This window comes from Spirosoma fluviale, from assembly GCF_900230225.1.
Taxonomy (GTDB): domain Bacteria; phylum Bacteroidota; class Bacteroidia; order Cytophagales; family Spirosomataceae; genus Spirosoma; species Spirosoma fluviale.
The window spans coordinates 1-18,824 of sequence record NZ_OCNH01000003.1; the positions used below are offsets into that span (position 1 = coordinate 1).

Below are 18,824 nucleotides of genomic sequence, written 5' to 3' on the forward strand. Positions count from 1 at the left end.
CGATGCCGATGATGAGGTCGAATTTATCGGCGAAGAAGGCGACGGCTTCACTGCCAATCAAACCGGCTGATCCGGTAACGAGTGCAATCTTCATAATTGTATTCTTTTGTTTTAATTTGTGAAATTTAAATTGATGGACGAACGCCACTGCGCGTCAATTCATCCTGTTCCGGCTTTGACATAAGGCCGAATGTACTGAGCCGTTTATGTGCTCGATTTTAATGGCAGTGCATTCTCTGGTACCAATTTATTGAGTAGTAAAAAAAGTTTTAATGTCTTAACGTATATTTTTTGCCAAGCGTTTTAATTAAGTATTAGATTTAATAAATAATATCTAAAATAAAATTGGTATTGAGTTTATTTATTGAAACCTTATCCTAAAAATAAGTCAGCTATAAATGATAATTTTTACTGGAATTAAAACATTTACGTCGTTGGGTGAACGAGTAATAGTCTCACTTCTTTTATACGTATATACCTAACTGTTTAAGTAAGGCTGTTATTCAATAACGTAACTGGGTTTTGCGACCGAATACTAACTATGTAAGCGATATATCTGCTCAAACCCATTATTTAACTACCTTAATGGATAAAAGGATCATGGTTTAATCCTCCTGATCCTGGCGAGTGTAACGGTTGATTAGTTAATCACAAATAAAGTCAGAGCCGTAATTTTACTTATATCAATTTATCAGTCTATTTTTATTCCACATCACAAAATGTCAACAGTAAGAAAATTGTGTTTGTTGAAAATGTATGCCTGTTGACACGACCGAAATTCTAACTCAGTGAAAAAATCGAAATTAAAAAAGTTTATTCCCGGCCCCTGGACTATAATAATAGTCATAAGTATAAGCCTCTTTATTCTAGTCGTCTGGCTGCTACGATATGTATTTATATAATGCCGAAAATTGATTTGACAGGTAACATAAATTGAAAAACTGTTCGCCTGTTTTTTTTATAATACAAGTCATCATTTTTCTGTTAGTCCATATACTTTATAGAAATCAGAACAAGCTTACCGGATAAATCGAGTGGACACATTAGTCGAATTCTTTTGAAATTGTAGTACATAAGTGCCTTTTGCAAATGTACTGACATCAACTGCGGAATCTGACGTACCCGTTGCCGGAATCCAGCTGGTCACTTCTTTTCCATCCATAGAGAAGACCCGGAGTTTACAGTCGCCCTCCACAATAGGGTGTTTAATGTAAAGAATTCCCTCGGTTGGGTTCGGGTAAACGCTGAATTTAGTGTCGGCAGAGGCCGTGAAAGCCGGACTGTTGACCACCTCAGCCCCCGGTGCATCTAACTTGAACTTCCAGTACCCTTCAGGGCGTGTCTGATTGCCAGCGTTAATGACGCCGGTATAGGGAAGATAAGGCCCCCCATTTTCGCTTACCAGTATTCGATAGCGCGTGGATGGCGTAGTTGCGGTGAGGGTATTGGCCTCATCGTCGGCCTTTAGGAGCACAACCGACGGCGAGTTGTTGGCAAAAAAACGCATCTGCTCAATATCAACCACCCGATTGACATTGTAGCCATTGCCCCAAAAATAGATGCGCAGGGTTTTGGGCCTGTGCCAGTTAGCCGCCGGGTCCAGAACGGATGCACTCACGGCATTGAAAGGGCCATATTTGATAAAGGCCGTGCCGTCTACCATCGTTATATCGAGCGGTTGGGCACGATTGAAGATTGGTGCAATAACATTGTTGTAATCTCCCTGCGCAATGACTTTGTCGTTGCCGTAGATTCGTCCAATGGGGGTGGGAACCAGCGTAACCTGGCAATTGATGCGGGAAATTACCTTGTCTTCGTCGTCGAGGATCTCGATATAGCTGCCGCCGTTTCGATTGCGCCCTTCGTCAATACTGAAGAAGTTGCCTTCCTGATTAATGACACCCTGTAGCCGCCAGCTATTGCGTAAATTGTTGTTGTTACCCAGATTACGGGTAATGCTGTAACTGGCGCTGTTTTGTCGGAAAAACATGAACAGGTCAGGAGACGCAAATCGGTCGTATTTTTTGACGGTTGTGCGGGCAGTCCAGTATTTCGCATTCATGTCGGTGTAGTCTTCCTGCGCCGGGCTTCGTTTCCAGCCATATAGGTCATTTTGCAGAATGCTGCTTGCCGGAAGACCCTCCAGCAAGTCAAGGCCATTGGTTGTGTCCGTTTCAATAGGCGGGTACAGGTACTCGGAAGGAACAATCTGTTTGGACTGGCTGGCGCTTGACCACGAAAAAACCGCCCGGTTGCCGCCATACGACTCCAGGCGAACCATGTATTGTTTATGCGCAGCCAGCGAAATACTGCCGCTGTATTCTGTTGAACTGCTCGTGGTGACCTGGTCGATCACCAATTTATTGTCGATCCAGAGCCGTATGCCTTTTGTGGCGTTGACATAAAACGTGTACTGTTCCGAAAACTGAGGACTAACAAAGCCGCTCCATCGTACGGAAAAATCCGACGTACCCGACAGCTTTGCGCCAACGGGGTTTTCTATCCAGTTGACATTAACGAGTTTATCGAGTTGGATCAGTCGGGTGTTGGCGTTGTTGAGGTCGGGCCCTTCGGCGTAGGTTCCGAGCAGGCCATTCGTGCGTGTTCGGGTTAGCGAAACAGGAATGGATTGCTGCTGAATGGTTTCCAGTCCGGTTACTTTCCAGCGATGCAGACCGCTATGCCCCGCTTCCTCGGCATGCCAGATGTAGATCGACCCGTCCTGCCCGGCCACTGCCGTGCCATACAGCACATTACCGCCCATGCCCGGAAAAGCGGGCTGCCCCCCGGTTTCGGTTCCCAGTACACCAAACTGGCCAACAAACAGGCCGTTTTCGTAAACGTGGTTCCACTTATTAGTTTGGCTGTTTTTCCAGAATTCGCCGTGGTAAGACCAGAAAATGTGCCGCCCGCTAACGGTTACATCGCCACCGCCATACTCAACGCTATTGCCTACGTCATAGGCTCCGTCGGGCGGGAAGTTGCCGGTGTACTCCTCTGCCGTGGCGTAGGCTGTTTTCCAGGCCCAGCCTGAGGTGCCTGGTTTGATACCACCCAGGTGAAACCCGAATCCGTTCGATTTGTCGGCGCTGATCTTGTTTTTGTTAAATGAGATGATCGTACCGTTTGCCGTGGTCAAACCGGGGCGCATGTTGCCATAACCCGTGAAATCGACGGGGTCCGTAGCACTGATAACCGGAATACGAGCGGTAAGTAACGGGGGCGACCAGAGGGGGTTATTTTGCGGATTGAAACCCGCCAGCAACTTCTTCTGCCATTTTAGGTTACCACCCACTCCGCTGGGCTGACTGATGGCCTGGTTCAGCGAACCATCCGCTGCCAGGTAATACTCGGCATTGTCGAGGGTAATCCCCGTAAACCGCAGGGGGCCGCTTTGAGGTAATTCAACGACGCTCCATCCTTTCGGTTTCACTTGCTGCAACAACGCATACGTCCGGTTATTGCTGAGCGTCGTTACCGACTTGAATACGTTGATGATGAATGTGTGGTTGATATTCTGCTGATCGAAATAGGTTTCCGGTATCGACGCCCGCCAGTTCCTGACCAGCGTCCAGGAGGAGGCCAGCGGTTTGGTATAATCGACATCGAACTCCAGATACTGGCAAAAGACCCGCCGGGGGTTGTTCTGGTCGACCTCCGAGCTGTAAGCGTGCTGCATGTACTGAATCCGATCAATGAAAGTTCGGCTGGCCGAGTAGTGCTGCGCCCGGTAATTGCCCGAATCGCCCACCCAGAACGACCCATCGGCCTGAAACGCAAGAAACGTATCGTTGATAATCCCGCTCACATCCGAAAAGTAGAACTTGTCGTTGTTCACGGTTGGGTCTGTTGCATAGCCACCCTGTTGACCCAGTGTCCAGCTCGATACGCCACTCACGTTATTGTAGGCTTTCAGTTGCTGGCTTCCTCCGCCATCGGCAACGAGTACGGTTCTGTTATCGGGCGATACGGCCAGGGCCATCGGACGTTCCAAACCCGTCAGGGAAACATCTGTCTCGACTAGATTGCCATCGGTTGCAACGGCGTATTTACGTACGGTCAGGCCGTTGATGACCCAAAGCTGGTCCTGCCCGTCCACGGCTAGTCCGGCCGCATCGTTGAAGAAGAGCGTTTGGACCAGCGCACCGGTTGTCTTGTTGTACACCCGAATCTGGTGCCTTGCCTTGTGCGAAACGAACAGGTAGTTCCCGTTTTTCTGAACGGCCAGCCCCGTTATGACACCATTGGCCTCCCGGATTATATCCAGACAGGACGCGTATGTTTTGCCGAGGGCAGTCTTGAAGGAAAGGCCTTTGGGAAACAGCTTTTCTTTATCATCGCTGGTATTGGTACCATAAATAAACCAGCTGTTGCCATTGCCGTAACCGTCATAACCGGCCCAGTAAACGGTGGTCCCATCAGTGGCCGTAAACAAGGTGGCCTGGGCCGTTTCACCTTTTGGCGAAAACTCAATCCGCGACTGTGGGTTGTCTACCGTAAACTTGGCCTGCGAGGGATTGCCTTCGGCGTAGCCAACGCCAAAATACGTGGTGTTGCCGCTGACGGCCATACTCTGCATACGCAGAAAAGCCCGATGCATGTTGTTGCCCTTGCTAATGCCAAAGGACGAATTGCCGATAACACCCTCCCAGGTATAATTTACATTGTTCGATAATACCCGGATGTCGTAATTGCCTTCCGTAATAAGCCTGCCCTCATCGTCGAGGCCATCCCAGGTTTTTTGATGCGTACCCGCCGGGTACTCGACACCGCTCCAGAGGGTCCGGAGCAGCACGCTGTCTTTGGAGAATACGCCCGCGCTTGTTCGGGCCGCCGTTTTCAGGGTAAACGAGAAGGGAGTCCGGTCTTTGGACTGGGCAGCTGTCATTAAGGGCAGCAGGGTGCAAATAACCAGACTTACCAGCAGGAGCAACACTCCCTTACTCGTTTTTAACCTGTACATAGACTATTTCTTATAATCAGTAAACCACCAAAATTCGAACTGGTTGGTATAATGTGTTTTTTTATTGGTTGACAACCTCTGCTACCCGAGGGGCAGATACCGGCTCATCCAGCAATACCTGGGCAATGTTCGACAGTACCACTTCCCGGCCAAACTGCACCACAAATTTTTCGGCTTCCGATTTGTAGTCTTCAATAACCGGATCGTTGGTAATCACCATAGAGACGTACTTCTTCAGGGTAGCCATGTCGCCGTAGTCACTCACCAGCGCGATGTCGTTTTTCTTCGTCGTCTTGTAGAGCTCCGATTTAGCGTCGGCGTTGACGATCAGCAGCTGACGCATGGCCATGATACCCAGCAGTTTCGATGGGAAGTAGATATCAAATGGTACTTTCACCTGCGAGATAAAGACCGCATCGACATCGGCCAGAAACTCAAGGTATTCGGAGGAGTTCAGGAACGGCATGAACTGTACGTTCCGGATCGACTTCTCGGCGGCATAAGCCTTCAAGCGTTCCAGATCGGCCCCTTCACCAATGATCAGAAACTGTACATCCGGCACGTGCGCAAATTCGACGGCGGTATCCAGCAGAATATCCAGTCCCTGCTTTTTGCCCACGTTACCGGCATAGCCAATGAGTTTGGTGGAGGGAGCAAAGTTGAACTTCTTGCGGAACAGCCCGGCTGCGGGCTTTACAAAGGTTTTTTCGTCGTTGTGCGTCCAGTTCGGCCAGAAAAGGATCTTGCTGTCGGGAAGCTTTTTGCGGTCGCGCAGCAGGTCGAGCATACTGCCCGAAATACTGGATACATAATCGGCTTTTTTGTAGCTCCATAACTCCAGAGCGTTGATGACCTTCAGCATGGCCGATCCTTTCAGCATACCCAGCGAGTAAGCCGCTTCGACCTGAAAATCCTGCACGTTGATGACCAGTTTTCGACGCCAGAACAGGTTCATGAAAGCTGCCAGTACACCCAGCAGAACGGGCGTGGTAAAGACCACGATAACGTCTGGCCGCTTCACCCGGAACGAGTTGATCATGGCAAAGAAGGTCAGCGACACTTCGTGCATGATTCGCTGAAAAGCCGACGGATTATGCGGAACGTATAAGTAGCCCCGGTGAACCGTAACGTTGTTGATCACTTCTGTAGCGAACAGTTTGCCTTCATCCTCTTTGCGTTTCTGCCACTGTGGATAAAAAGGAAAACCGGTGATAACATCGACGTCGTAGCCATTCTCGGCGCAGTAAAACGCGTAATCAGAGGCATAAATAGAGATGCCGCTATGATCGGGAGCGAACGTCTGACTGTAAATAAGAACCCGTTTGTTAGCCATGAGCCAGTTGTATGTTGTTGAGAGTCGTTTGAGAAAATGTTTTGTCATGCCATAAAGGCATGGCGGGGCATACGTAAGTGTCCGGGCCTTCAGAAAAGGGATTTGATCTCGCGACCTGCCAGCAGCAGCGCCGTGACAAGCACGAGGCCAGCCGCTGCACCCCCTGATCCCCAGCCAATATCTCCCCAGTCGAAGTGACGCAGGGGAAGTAGTAACTGACCCGCTTCGGCAAGCGTAACAATGGCGACCAATCCCAGCCAGACGGCTAGCCACATGGGCCAGGGCCGGTTTGTGCTGACCAGCCAGATGGCCGAAAGACCGCCGAGGAAAACGAACGGAATGGCCGTTCGGATATTCATGTTCGCGTCGTCGTCTGCCCAGCGCGTTACCCAAATGGGTAGGTAATTGGATAATTCCAACCTTGGTTGCGGTAGCCAGCTGAACAGAAAGACACTGAGTAAGCCAATCGCTAAAAGAATATAAAGAATACTTGATCGCATGAAGGGGTAGTTACTCACTGGCTACCAGTACCGGTGATTTGTCGGCCGGTTTGGCCTGATGCTGCTTCATTAGCTCCTTTGTCCGCAGCACAATGAAGTACTCGTAAATGGCCTGTAGCGTCGAGTAAGTGACGCCAGCGCCCCCGTCGAGAAAGGCCCGGCGCACGACCACCATGTACAGCCATTTGATAATTGGCCGACCAGGCATTTGGTAGAAAAGCCCCTTCTGGTGGAATCGTTTCTCGGTGAAATCCTTACCGAACAGTGCTTTCTGTACCGAAAATGACGTTTGCCCGTTCATGTTGGCGAGGTGCGTGGCGGCTTCCATATCGGCGTAGCCCAAATGCCGCTGCCACCAGAAACGGAACCCTTTGCTGAACGGATAATGATCCAGAAAACCGCTCAACCGACCCGTAGGGCCATCGGGCAATGACACCGGGTTCACCAGCCGTTCGTAGCGCATCTTGTTCGGGCGGAACAGCCGCAGGTAATACGGCGACATCTGTGCGTGTTTCAGCCAGGTGCCATCCCAGGCAAAATCCCGGCGTTGTACTTCAAAAGCCACAGCATCCGTCCGGGTGGTATCAAAGGCTTTCAGCGAAGCCAGCAAACTATCCGATACCCGCTCATCGGCGTCGATGTAGAGTACCCAGGGGTATTTGAACGGAATGTTGGCCAGTCCCCAGTTCTGGTGTGCCGACCAGTTGTCGAACTTCCGCTTCGTGATGGTCGCGTTGGCAGCCAGGGCAATATCAGCTGTTCGGTCGTCGCTGAAGGAGTCGAACACGTGAACGTCATCGCACCAGGTTACCGATTTCAGGCATTCGGGTAAATCCTGCTCTTCATTCTTTGTGAGGATCAGTACGGAGATCGGGATCATATATCGTTATCGTATGATGTGTCTGAATAAGAATTTTACGCTTCCTGCATGACGCGTTCCTTGATCGGCTTGCAGGGATGACCGGCGCAGATTGTCCAGGGTGGCATGTTTTTGGTCACCACCGAGCGGGCACCCACCACGCAGCCGTTACCAATGGTAATGCCCGGATGAACAAAGGCTTCGGCCGCCACCCACGCGTGGTCGCCAATTTCGATCGGCATAGCTACCAGCGGAGAGCCGGGCCGGGTGTAATCGTGGGTACCTGCGCAGATGTGCGCCCCCTGCGATACCACCGCCCGCTGACCAAGGGTGATTTTGGCCAGTGAATACAGGATAGCTCCATCCGCTACGCCACACTCGTCGGCGAGGTCGAGGTTCCAGGGAGCCCAGATTTTCACGTTCGGGTACACGTGAACGCCCCGGCCAACTTTCGCCCCGAAACACCGGAGCACGAATGACCGCCAGCTATGAAAGGGGCGGGGGGAGAGCCGGAAGAATAAGGCGGCAAAAACACCCCAGACAACCCGGCCAATTCGGTTCTTCAGCGAAAACGAAGGCCCCGTGAATGTATCTTGATTAACCATTACCATGTTGAGCATAGTTGAAATTGCCTGCTTTCTCAGGCACTGATGGCCTGCGCCATGCGGGCAGCCGCCGGATTGATGTAGAAATATTCTTCAAATGCGTACCGGGCCTGCTTTTCCATCTTGCGCTGCTCAGGAGGTGTCAGACTCAGCCAGTCTTCCAGTACCTGCCGGGTGCCTTCGACCGTATTAGGGGCGACGAAACCACCCGCTGCTGATGCGATTTCCCGCCAGATATTGACCTGATTCGAGATTAATACCGGCTTTCCGCACGCGAGGGCTTCCACCACGGCAATACCGAAGTTTTCCTGATGGCTGGGGAGTACAAAAGCCTCGCAGCCGTAAAAAGCACCCCATTTTGTATTGCCCGTAAGCATACCCGGAAATATCACTTTGTCTTTTATGAGCGGGTTGCCAGCCACCAGTTGCTGCATACTCTGCCCGTAAGTCGTTTCCAGACCCGGCCCGGCAATGACCAGTTTCGGAACCGACGCGCCCGTATGCTGACTTGCCGACACGACGGCTGCGTACGCTTTGATGAGCAGATCGACGCCTTTTTTCATGTCTATCCGGCTCAAAAACAGCAAATAAGGCTGGTTGGCTAGTTCGGGACATTTGGTTAGAAAAGCCTCCTTCATGGCTGGCGTAAAAGCCGGTGAGCTGTCGATGCCGTACCCAACGTTGATTTCCTGACTGGGCTGGTAAGGCCTGAAGGGCTTCCGGGCCTGGATCAACTCTTCCTCGCAGGTAAACAACATCCCATCGGCTTCGTTGACAACTTTGTCTTCGATCACCTTCCAGTAGAGCCAGTTGCGCAGCGCTTTTAACTTGCGGCCTTTAGCTTCCTGAAACCAGGGGTCGAGCATACCGTGCGGCATGATGAACACTTTGGGCATTTTACCCGCCGACTTCTGCTCTTTTTTTACCTGCTGGATGGCTTTCCGGGCTGCATAGCTGTGGTACAACCAGAGACCATGCACAATGACGGTATCGAACCGGGTGAGGTTATCGACCAGCCAGGGAACGAGCTTTGCGCTGTACTGCCACGAGCGGCCCGCCGGACCGAGCGCGTGGATCGGGAAGGAGTAATCGGACAGGTATGGGGCGTCTGGCGCGTCAATGCTGGCTACCTCGTTCTGGATACCCAATTCCGTCAATCCATTAATTATCGTGCGTATAGCCTGACAAACGCCCCCGGTTTTGGGGTCCATCCCGGCAACTACATGTAAAACGTTCATTATGTTGTGGTATCTGGCGTTTTGCCGGGTTGATTAAATGACAAAACCCTCAGTACGGGAAAAATATTTAGCCGTTTTGGGCACCGGTTGCAACGCTTTGGCCGGTACACCGGCGTAGAGCATCCACGGTTCCTCAAACGCTTTGTTAAGCAACGACTTGGCACCCAGCACCGAATGGTCCGGTAAGCGGGAGCCGCCCAGTACCACCACGTTGGTCCCCACAAAAGTGTAGTCGCCAATGCTGATGGGGGTGCTGTCCTGCCGGTTCTCCTCCACGTTGATCGAGTGCGTCAGAAACTGTGAGTTGTACCCGGCAATGGTCGAGAACTTGCCAATCTCCAGCCGGTTGGTACAATCCAGATGATGATTCTTATTGACTGAAGCCGATTCGCCCAGCCATAACTCCGGCCGACGTGTAGCCGCCTGGTGGCGAAAATGGGCCGAGTCGGCATCTTTGGAAAAGCCCGTGATCCAGTTGCTCCGTCCGATGTACGCGTCTTTCTCCATCTCAATCCGGTCGAGGTTAACGGCTACGGTGAAATGGTCGATTCGGGCGTTGTCCTTCATAACGAGCCGGGTTGGGAAAATCCAGGCCAGGCCAATGTGCGCTGTTGGACTGATCTCAAAGCCGAACCACTTGTTGAGAGCACGTCGGCGTAAGCTCCACGGAAGGAAAAATGAAATGAGTTTCAGAAACATATCAATGGACCGTAACCGGTACCGGGCTGTGGATATCGAGGTAAGCGTTCATGATGCGATCCGACTCGAAGTTGGCCGCGTTCTCAAAACCCCACCGGATAAACTCGGCGCGGGTGGTTTCATTCTGTAAAGCCAGCAGGGCTTCGGCAAAGGCAATGGGTTCGGATGGGTGCGCGTACAAAGCTGCGCCACCGCTTACTTCGGGCATAGGTTCAATAGTACTGGTGATTACCGGGGCGCCACAGGCCTGCGCTTCGATGAGCGGCCAGCCAAATCCTTCCGAAAAGGAAGGAAAGACAAAGGCCTGGCAAAGACTGTAGAGCGCCACCAGCGTGTTATGGTCGGGTTGGGTTACAGAAACGACCCGTTCGGACAAGCCGTATGCGTTGGCCAGTTGGAGCAGATCGTCTTCCAGCGCATGACCGGCGTAACAGATCGTGCCGGTCCACTGCGAGCCTGCTTTATCGGCCATATCCAGCAGCATCCGGCGGTTTTTGCGGGCCATGCCGGAGCCTACGTGCAGAATGAACGGTTCGGGTAAGCGAATCCCTTTCTGATGCAGCAGCTCACGGGCTTCATCTTCGGGCATAGGCCGAAAATGACCGTTGAACGCATTGTGAATAACCCGCCAGTCCTGCTGTGGAGCTGGGTGGCCGGGGGCCAGTTCGGTCAGCTGTTTCAGGGTAAGCTTAGAGACGGTTGCCAGTAGTTTAGCCCGTGACAAATGACCGAGAATCCATTTCTGAAGAATTTTGCCGAATCCAGACGCCGGGCAGTAGGCATCTTCAAAGCCCATTGCTCCCCGAATGGCGAGTACATCGTGGCAGGTTATGCCCGTGCGCTCATGCGGCAAATGCCCCAGATAAGGCGCGTTGGAATGATCGCAGATGTGGAACCGGACGGCATCGTAGCCCGTACCCGGCCGCAAACGCCAGCGCAGTAGCAGCGGGAAAAGCAACCATTTGTCCAGGTAGCCAAGCCATTTTCCCAGTCCAACGGTCGTGTTACCGGCCCCTTTGGCGAAGAAAACCACCGGACGCCATATCTCGGAGCTAACGCCCAGGTTCTGGAATCCGGTTTGCATCATCTGCGCAAACCGCTCCATACTTTCCTGCTTGTCGGGTGGGTAATTCCCAATTAAAACAATACGCATCGGTGTAGTCATTAGTGTGTGTTGCCGGACGCGTTGGACCGGGATTGATGTAGCGACGCCAGAAAAAGTCCGCCAATCAGCGTGCTAAAGCCCAGGGCCGTTGGTTGTGCCCACTGCGCCTGAGGCACCATCATCAGGATATAGCCGATCAATACCCAGGGCAGGAAATCACCGGCGATGAGCCGTTTGTACCCGATCACCACAAACTCAAGGCTTATGCTCACCCGGATCAGAATCAGAAGAAGCCCCAGTAAAGGCCCCATTTCGCCAATGACCCGGCCCCATTCGCCTTCCGAGATCAGGAAAGCGCGTGAACCACCCGTCAGCAGGGTACTGCCCGCGTTGGTTCCCATGCCCTGGCCATAGCCCCAGAATGGCTGATTAAACGAGTCGCCGAGGGCACCGGCCAATCCACCCAGCCACCGGTCGCCCAGGGAGCCTTTGAGGCCACCTTCTACATCGCTGGCGCTGGTGAAACGGGAAATAAACGCTTCCATAGGTGCCTGTAAAACCGGCAACTGGCTCAGTATCGCCACGACGATCATCGCCCCGATAATCAGCATGATCATACGCCCGGCATATTGCGGCTTGCGGAGGATGGCGATGGCCACAAAAGCAAAATCGATGGCTACGAAAAGCAATAAGCTTCGGCTGATAGAAAAGGGTATCGCAGCTGCCATACCGGCCGTAGCCGCAAGCAGAATCAGTCGGTTGATGCCCTCGGCCTGAACCCAGAAGTAAAAGATAAAGATGCCCGCAAACCCGAAAAAGAGGTGAAGGCCGTTGGTGAAGGAGAAGGTGCCCGGTGGCCGGAAATAACCCATAGCCCCGTCGAAACCAGCCCCCGCCATGTCGCCCCCAACGCCCCGGTTCACAAAGGCCGATTGAGGACTGTAAAACTGAATGGCAATCAGAACGGACATGAAAACCGAGATCAGAACGGTCATCTTGCCGAGTTTAATAACGTCTTCGCGCTCAAAAATGGCCCCGATCACGAACATCAGCGGGAAATGGAACAGCAGAATACGCGCGCCGAACAGGGCCACCGTAAGGTTGCCGTGGCCGAGGAAAATGGCGGTATAAATGCCGAGCAGGCCAATGGACACCATGCCGAGCAAGTAACCGTTTATGCGTAACTGCCCGTTTCTCCAGGCACCAATGATCAGAAAGATCGCAATTGGGTCACGAACGATCAGCAGGGGAGTCGCCAGTCCCGGCAGTACCCACTTTCGTAAAGCACCCTCCAGAAGGAGCAGCCAGAAATACAGCCAGATACCCCGCTTAAGCCATTTGTTGGCCTCCATCTGTTCAGGCATAGCCTGCCGATCGGAAGGCATATTTGCCCTCAACCCAGACTTCGCCGAAATTGGAAAATCAACTACAGACATTGCGTTCGAATTAATGTTAGGCGTTGGCCGCAATCTGCGGCTTCCGTACTAGTTTGGTGTAAAAATCATTGATCGAGTCAACGACCGTTGTGCCGTAGCCATCCCAGGTGTAGGTGGCTGCGTGCGCCTGGGCCAGTTTCCCCATTTCTGGGATCTGGTCGCGGTTGTCGAGAAACCAGCTTAGTTTTTCGGCAATGGCTTTCGGCGAACGGATAGGCACCAGAAAACCGGTCTTTCCTTCCTGAATCAAATCGGCACCACCGGTATTGGGCGTAATAATGAGCGGCAATCCCTGGCTCATGGCTTCCTGCATCACCAGCGCACGACCTTCTACAATGGAAGGCAGGCAAAAGACATCGCAGGAGCGCATTAGGGCCAGCACCTGATCGTGCGGGCGACCAGCCTCGTAAGTAAATCCGGCGTATTGCGACCGGTAAAACTCGATCGGGCTCAACAGCGACCCCATAACGACCAGCTCCAGATCAGGATTATTGAGGAGTTTAACCGCTTCGAACAAGTCGCCGAGGCCTTTGCGCTGCCCCATCGAACCCGCAAACAACACCCGTAACGGCCGACGGTTTGTTGACTCGTTCGTTTTGGGCTGGCTTGCCGCAGCGGGCAGCACCGGCGACCCGAAGGGGGCCATGATGGTCTGTTTGTCGGCGGCCCAGGCAGGGATGGAGTCCATCACGAATAGCCCGGGTCCCACTACAATATCGGCTAGTTCGAGTTCGCGGGTTTTGCGTTCCAGCTTGGCTTCCGAATCCTGAATGCCGCCCCCCAGCGTAGGTGCCCAGGCGGGCATACGTTCGGCTTCTTCGAGCATCAGCTTACGACCAGTTTCCCAGTAGGCAATGGGCAGATCATACACGCACGTCAGGCCCAGCTTTTTAGCCTGCCGAAACGTTTCCAGCGCGCCATCTTCGTAGGCATATACCGCGTTGACGGATTGACTGGCCGCTAGTTTGGTCAGCCGCTGCGCCGTGAGCCGGTCGAAATCCTGATAAACAGCGTCGATACTGGCCCATCCCTGCTCATGCCGAACGAGTTGGTTCAGCCCCAGTTTCGGGAACGCCATCCGGGCAATTTCCCGGAGCGGGTGCGTCTGGATCTGTTCTTGCGGAGCCGGAAACGTTCGGCGGAGTAGTTCGCTTCGCACGCTGCCCGGCAATAGCTTCAGCCAGCCCGCATCGGGATTGGTGGCCAGGGTGGTGTTGAATTCCGCCAGGGCGTTTGCTTTCACCAACGCTGTTAAAACAGCGCGAACGTTGGCATTGCCGGTAGGATGCGAAAGCACAATTTTCATAGGATAGGGATTATAAGCTGTACTCGACTTCCTTTTTTTTCTTGATCGACTGCCGGTTTGGCTGCCCTGAAAACAATTTCTTCGGCTCGAAGTAAAACAGGATATACAGCACCCGTTTTATTCCCTGCAAAGACAGGATGCGCTTTCTGTACCATTCGCTGAACAGGATCTCGACCGCTTTGCCGCGTTTGCCGAGGTTAACGGCTTCCGTAATGGCAATGGGTGCCCGCTCGTACAACCGTTTGGCCCGGACTTCCTCGGAAAATGGACTGTTGGGCTTGCTGTTGCTCAGAATATGATACGCCTGATAAGCACAGTCGCTGGTTCTGGAATGCGAGATCGACTCGGCCGACAGGCGGTATTTGCCAAGGAATTTATTGACGAAGTACATCTTGTAGCCCGCCAGTCCCAGCCGGTACCCAAACTCGTAGTCGCAGGCATCACCGGCGTCGATGTTCCACTGCATTTTCTTGATGATCTCCGCCTTGATCAGGTATCCGTTGTTCGGGAACTGCTGGCAGAGGGCCGATTCAAACGGAGTCAACGCCGTGCCTTCAAACTTCTCGATCCGGTAAAAATCCTGATTGAACGTGATGGACGACTCCGGGTCGATCTCACCGGTATCGGTAATGATGTACTGCTTGCCGAACGCAACACTCACCGATGGGTCACGCTCAAAGACGTTCACCAGGGTTTCCAGCGATTCGGGCATGAGCAGATCGTCGTCGTGCAGAATCATCACCTTATCGCCCTGTGCTTCGTTGAAAAGCATGTTTATATTCCGGGCCTGCTTCAGCGACGGCTTGTTGTGGATGTAGCGAATCGTTACCGGCGATTCTTTCTTCAGTTCCTCAACTACCTGAGCCGTCACCTCGTCGGGTGAGTCGTCGCCGATGACCAGTTCGTAAGGCAGATACGTCTGCTCAAGACACGACTTCACGGCTTCTACGAGAAGATCGGGCCTTTTGTAGGTCGGAATTAAGATCGAAACTTTAGTCATTGGAAGTATTTTTTTATCGCTGGACGTGCCGAAAGGTTAGCCCGGCGGGCAAATCAGTTATCGTTTCCGGACGGCGTATTAACGGCCGATTCTTCAACGGAATGATAGACAAGTACTTTATTCGGTTGGGCAGGCGAAAAAATGCCCGTCGAAAGTTTTTTTACTTTCGTCAGCAGGAACGTAAAGAGTCTATCCCATACAAACCGCTGTTTATCCATGAGCACGCCTAACACCGCCGAAACAAGGGTAACAACAACAATCGCCTGCCACATGTCGGCCGGGTTACCAACCTGATAACCCAAAACGGCCCGCCAAAGGATGAGCAATGGATGGTGCAGCACATACAGCGGGAATGTCATGTTGGCCACATCCCGGAACCGCTCGATCCATCTATTTGGCTTAGCTGGCGCCTTGGCAACGGTTGGCAGAAGCCACAGGGAGAAGGCGAAAATCAGCCCTGAGATCCAGTCGGTAATGAACTGATTGGCGTAGTAAAGCGGACTTCTGCCGAGCTGGTACGGAATGGCGGGCAACGAGAGAATAGATACCACTACAACGCCAAACAGCAAAATGATAAGCAGGAACACCTTGTTTGATGAACTGGCGGGTCCCCGGTATTTGTAAGCGGCCACACCGGCCAGCCAGATGGGCATCATGCAAAGAATTTTGGGACCGGCCATCAGGCACATAATCACGAACGGAAGCAGGGACTTGTAGCCTCCTTTGGCATAAAACCAGGCACCAAAAATGGCATAGTACCAGAATTCATAACTCAATGACCACAGTGGCCGGTTAATGGGCGGGGTGGCCGACAGAAACCAGATTTCGTTCAAAAAGGTGCTGCTGAGCAGATACCTTGGCCAGGCCGCTCCCCGCGAGTACTCCGCCATGAGCACCGGATCGACCTTCGAAACGATGACGCTGGCAACGATGGTAATCAACAATGTGGGGAACAGTACTGAGCACAAACGACTCAGACGCGCTTTAGCGTACTGAAATTCACCCCGGTTGTTGTTCGTCGTTGTATAGGCAATAACATAACCCGACAGCACAAAAAAGACAATGACAGCCCCGTGCGCCAGGGATTTCAGCAGTGCCGATTCAACCCCATACCACTGATCATGAGCATGGACGTATAAGACAACGAGAGCTGCCAACAGGCGGGTGGCATCCAGGTAGACACTCGATACAGGCGAAATTATTCGGATAGATTTCCCAGACATTGGGGTAAGGTTTAATATTGGATGGATATTCAGTCATGATGCAGTCTATTGATACGTTAAACTGCTTATGTATAGTGAATTGCCTGTCTGTTCTATTCAACTAAATAGCCCGATTCGACAGGTGAATCAGTGGTGGTGATAATGAATTAGTTATTGTAGGAGGTACGGTAGAAGTCCATTGGTTTCAGGAAACCTTCGAGCGTATCTTTTGCCAGTTTACCGCGACGCTGGTATTCCGTTTCGTCCATGGTTGCGGCCATCTGCATGCAGCGTGCCAGGCCTTCCACATCGCCCGGCTCAACAATCAGCGAGGCCGCTCCCCCGGCTTCGGGTAAACCCCCATCGCGCGTAACGATAGACGGAACACCTACGCTGCGGGCTTCGATGGGCGTGAGGCCCAAGTCTTCCTGTGTACGGGCGGGGGCCAGCAACCAGCGTGTAGACGACAGATACTTCTGTTTCGTCGCATCGTCGACAAAGCCCGGCATGTTTACATGCTTAATCTTCAGTTCGTCGATCATAGACAGCACGACCGGTTTCAGCGGCCCGTCGCCCAGTATCGTAAGCGGGTACTCGTTGGGGTCGAAGTTGCCGAGGGCGTAGGCTTTCAGGATTTCCTGAATGCCCTTGTTCTCAATCCAGCGGCCCACAAACAGGAACCCTTTACGCTGTTCGGGTGGGCACCAGGCTGTTGGCAGGCGGCATACGGTTGGGACACAGTCGCTGTTGCTGGATTTTTTGCCGTTCTCCCAGGTGCCCCACACAAAGTTGGAGTTGAACCACCGGCGGTAAGCAAACCGGATGGAGAAACGCCAGATCAGGTTGTGCAGGTTGAGTTCGGGCAGGCGACGGTTGTGTACGGTCAGGAAAACCTTTTTCGACATGAACCGGGCCGGAAAAACAATGTCGGGCGGCATATTCTGCACGTGCAGCACATCGGCCCATTTAAGCAGATCAACTAATTCTTTGGACCCTCTCCGGACAAAATAAACCTGTTTGCAGACCGCTTCGGCCGACTGCACCAGATTCTCGACCGCTTCTGCCCCTTCAATTATTTTGAAACACAATTTGACATCAAATTCCTCCCAGGAAGAAGCTGCTTCGGCCAGCGCAATCATGTAGGCCTCAATACCTCCGTAAACACCCTGAGATGAGCCAATGATGAGCAGATTTTTTTTCATTGCAGATTCGTAGTTTAGTTGGCGTCGTTTTTCAGGGTCACAATTCGGTGAATCCCGTACGCCACGTGCATAACCAGATGCACGATACTTGTAAAGATGTTGAGCCAGAAAATCCCTTTAAGGGTCGACACATCAATGATGGATACGCCAATTATAGTGGCCGCAATACTGACGGTAATCGAGATGGCGGGGTTCATGACCCAGCCTCGGCTCGAAGACAGAAAAAATGCGGAAGTGGCAATAAAACCAATCGTGCTGCCCACCATCATAATGATCAGCTCGCTGGTTAAACTCGTGTACTGAGGCCCCAGAACGCTTAAGATCGGCCCCGAGAAAATGACTACTCCTCCCACAATGCCGATGCCCAGCAGAACAAGACCGGCCTGTATCTTTAGGTACTGCTGAACGACGATGGCTTTGATACCCGGTGTACGGCTGAAAACAGGCAACACCAGCGACCCGAACAATACCGTGAACAACGTCATGGCAACCGGCAACCGACCCAACGCACCCGCCTGAGCCACCCCCGACGTAGAGCCGTAAATGGAAATAAGCCAGATGGTAAGCTGCCCCGATATGCAGTAATAAATCGATTCGGGCAGTAACCGTTTAACCATGAAGAGAATATCCTTCTGGTCGGTCAGGTTAACGGGTTGCCCCATGTCGGCAAAGGCCGATGATATCTTCCGTATCTGCCGGTTGGCCCATAGCTGGGGAAACCCTGCCGACAGGATCGCGATAAACGTGATGGGAAACGTGAAGATACTCAGGCTGAGCAGGGCTAACCGGCTCAGTGCAACACCCACCTGTATCTTTTGCAGCGGAGCGACCTGCTGATGCAGCTTTGGCGCAATTTCCAGCAGCGTACCCGACAGCGACGCAAAGAAAGACGGAATCAGAGACAGCACAATCAGTACCGACATTGTCCAACTGGCATCGTGGTGGTGCAGTAAGTAAACCAGTATGGGCAGGGCAACGCACAGGCTGCCAACCGCAAACTTTTTCCGCAGGTTAAATCCCGTAGACAGCACTTCGCCCAGCCGTTGTTTATCTTGCCACACTTTGCCCCCCTTGGCCATAACGCCCGTAGAGATGCCGCCATCGGCCAGGGTTGTCATGGTACCCAGCATGGTATTGGCCAGCGTATATAATGCATACTCGTGCGTAGGCAGCAAGCGAATGACCAGGATACCACTGATAAAGCCAATTGCCTGAACCGCTACCTGCGCCGTGCCGGTAATGGAAATAAGCTTGATCCAATGCCATATTTTAGCATAAGACGGGTTATTAGTTAGGTCTGAAATGGCTTCCTTCATGAATTGGGGTACTTATTAAAATCGGTCCGGCAGATTGACGCTACCATGACCTGCTTGTAT

At 52.4% G+C, this 18,824-nt stretch carries 14 protein-coding genes; all 14 read right to left on the bottom strand.

Translation table 11 applies throughout. The annotated features are described in order from the left end of the window. Nucleotides 1-1,018: 1,018 nt before the first annotated feature. The 14 genes from CRO74_RS16255 to CRO74_RS16320 all read right to left on the bottom strand — a co-directional run bounded on the left by CRO74_RS16255 (nucleotide 1,019) and on the right by CRO74_RS16320 (nucleotide 18,764). A complete protein-coding gene (locus CRO74_RS16255) occupies nucleotides 1,019-4,963 on the bottom strand; it encodes a PA14 domain-containing protein (RefSeq protein ID WP_097127135.1) in 3,945 nt (1,314 codons plus the stop codon). Nucleotides 4,964-5,024: 61 nt separating this feature from the next. Continuing rightward, nucleotides 5,025-6,344: a glycosyltransferase family 4 protein gene (locus tag CRO74_RS16260; RefSeq protein WP_097127136.1), complete on the bottom strand. Its 1,320-nt coding sequence runs from the start codon at nucleotides 6,342-6,344 to the stop codon at nucleotides 5,025-5,027. Between the two features lie 41 nt (nucleotides 6,345-6,385). Beyond that, nucleotides 6,386-6,796, bottom strand: a complete 411-nt coding sequence (locus CRO74_RS16265; protein ID WP_097127137.1) for a hypothetical protein — start codon at nucleotides 6,794-6,796, stop codon at nucleotides 6,386-6,388. A gap of 10 nt (nucleotides 6,797-6,806) precedes the next feature. Then, the gene (locus CRO74_RS16270; RefSeq protein WP_097127138.1) at nucleotides 6,807-7,676 is read right to left on the bottom strand and encodes a glycosyltransferase family 2 protein; all 870 of its coding nucleotides are present in this window, start codon (nucleotides 7,674-7,676) and stop codon (nucleotides 6,807-6,809) included. A 35-nt stretch (nucleotides 7,677-7,711) separates the two neighbouring features. Beyond that, nucleotides 7,712-8,275 carry an LbetaH domain-containing protein gene (locus tag CRO74_RS16275; RefSeq protein ID WP_245877879.1) on the bottom strand — a complete coding sequence of 188 codons (564 nt, stop codon included), beginning with the start codon at nucleotides 8,273-8,275 and terminating at the stop codon, nucleotides 7,712-7,714. Nucleotides 8,276-8,295: 20 nt separating this feature from the next. Next, the gene (locus CRO74_RS16280; RefSeq protein ID WP_097127139.1) at nucleotides 8,296-9,498 is read right to left on the bottom strand and encodes a glycosyltransferase; all 1,203 of its coding nucleotides are present in this window, start codon (nucleotides 9,496-9,498) and stop codon (nucleotides 8,296-8,298) included. A 33-nt stretch (nucleotides 9,499-9,531) separates the two neighbouring features. Next, nucleotides 9,532-10,197, bottom strand: coding sequence for an LbetaH domain-containing protein (locus tag CRO74_RS16285; RefSeq protein WP_097127140.1), 666 nt, complete (start codon nucleotides 10,195-10,197; stop codon nucleotides 9,532-9,534). A gap of 1 nt (nucleotide 10,198) precedes the next feature. Beyond that, on the bottom strand, nucleotides 10,199-11,350 hold the full coding sequence (locus CRO74_RS16290) for a glycosyltransferase family 4 protein (protein WP_245877880.1): 1,152 nt from the start codon (nucleotides 11,348-11,350) through the stop codon (nucleotides 10,199-10,201). An 11-nt stretch (nucleotides 11,351-11,361) separates the two neighbouring features. Then, nucleotides 11,362-12,738 carry a hypothetical protein gene (locus tag CRO74_RS16295; RefSeq protein ID WP_245877881.1) on the bottom strand — a complete coding sequence of 459 codons (1,377 nt, stop codon included), beginning with the start codon at nucleotides 12,736-12,738 and terminating at the stop codon, nucleotides 11,362-11,364. 16 nt (nucleotides 12,739-12,754) lie between these two features. Further along, the gene (locus CRO74_RS16300; RefSeq protein WP_097127142.1) at nucleotides 12,755-14,044 is read right to left on the bottom strand and encodes a glycosyltransferase family 4 protein; all 1,290 of its coding nucleotides are present in this window, start codon (nucleotides 14,042-14,044) and stop codon (nucleotides 12,755-12,757) included. A 10-nt stretch (nucleotides 14,045-14,054) separates the two neighbouring features. Next, the gene (locus CRO74_RS16305; protein ID WP_097127143.1) at nucleotides 14,055-15,044 is read right to left on the bottom strand and encodes a glycosyltransferase family 2 protein; all 990 of its coding nucleotides are present in this window, start codon (nucleotides 15,042-15,044) and stop codon (nucleotides 14,055-14,057) included. 53 nt (nucleotides 15,045-15,097) lie between these two features. Continuing rightward, nucleotides 15,098-16,267 (bottom strand): acyltransferase family protein, encoded by a 1,170-nt coding sequence (locus CRO74_RS16310; protein ID WP_097127144.1) that lies wholly within the window; start codon nucleotides 16,265-16,267, stop codon nucleotides 15,098-15,100. A 146-nt stretch (nucleotides 16,268-16,413) separates the two neighbouring features. After that, on the bottom strand, nucleotides 16,414-17,448 hold the full coding sequence (locus CRO74_RS16315; protein ID WP_097127145.1) for a glycosyltransferase family 4 protein: 1,035 nt from the start codon (nucleotides 17,446-17,448) through the stop codon (nucleotides 16,414-16,416). A 14-nt stretch (nucleotides 17,449-17,462) separates the two neighbouring features. Next, nucleotides 17,463-18,764 (bottom strand): lipopolysaccharide biosynthesis protein, encoded by a 1,302-nt coding sequence (locus tag CRO74_RS16320; RefSeq protein ID WP_097127146.1) that lies wholly within the window; start codon nucleotides 18,762-18,764, stop codon nucleotides 17,463-17,465. Nucleotides 18,765-18,824: the final 60 nt, after the last annotated feature.

Bases quoted from the DNA above. Each gene is read 5' to 3' on its own strand.
- CRO74_RS16315 (WP_097127145.1), bottom strand. From the start codon at position 17,448: ATGAAAAAAAATCTGCTCATCATTGGCTCATCTCAGGGTGTTTACGGA.
- CRO74_RS16320 (WP_097127146.1), bottom strand. From the start codon at position 18,764: ATGAAGGAAGCCATTTCAGACCTAACTAATAACCCGTCTTATGCTAAA.
- CRO74_RS16295 (WP_245877881.1), bottom strand. From the start codon at position 12,738: ATGTCTGTAGTTGATTTTCCAATTTCGGCGAAGTCTGGGTTGAGGGCA.
- CRO74_RS16280 (WP_097127139.1), bottom strand. From the start codon at position 9,498: ATGAACGTTTTACATGTAGTTGCCGGGATGGACCCCAAAACCGGGGGC.
- CRO74_RS16300 (WP_097127142.1), bottom strand. From the start codon at position 14,044: ATGAAAATTGTGCTTTCGCATCCTACCGGCAATGCCAACGTTCGCGCT.
- CRO74_RS16270 (WP_097127138.1), bottom strand. From the start codon at position 7,676: ATGATCCCGATCTCCGTACTGATCCTCACAAAGAATGAAGAGCAGGAT.
- CRO74_RS16255 (WP_097127135.1), bottom strand. From the start codon at position 4,963: ATGTACAGGTTAAAAACGAGTAAGGGAGTGTTGCTCCTGCTGGTAAGT.
- CRO74_RS16290 (WP_245877880.1), bottom strand. From the start codon at position 11,350: ATGCGTATTGTTTTAATTGGGAATTACCCACCCGACAAGCAGGAAAGT.
- CRO74_RS16275 (WP_245877879.1), bottom strand. From the start codon at position 8,275: ATGCTCAACATGGTAATGGTTAATCAAGATACATTCACGGGGCCTTCG.
- CRO74_RS16265 (WP_097127137.1), bottom strand. From the start codon at position 6,796: ATGCGATCAAGTATTCTTTATATTCTTTTAGCGATTGGCTTACTCAGT.
- CRO74_RS16260 (WP_097127136.1), bottom strand. From the start codon at position 6,344: ATGACAAAACATTTTCTCAAACGACTCTCAACAACATACAACTGGCTC.
- CRO74_RS16285 (WP_097127140.1), bottom strand. From the start codon at position 10,197: ATGTTTCTGAAACTCATTTCATTTTTCCTTCCGTGGAGCTTACGCCGA.
- CRO74_RS16310 (WP_097127144.1), bottom strand. From the start codon at position 16,267: ATGTCTGGGAAATCTATCCGAATAATTTCGCCTGTATCGAGTGTCTAC.
- CRO74_RS16305 (WP_097127143.1), bottom strand. From the start codon at position 15,044: ATGACTAAAGTTTCGATCTTAATTCCGACCTACAAAAGGCCCGATCTT.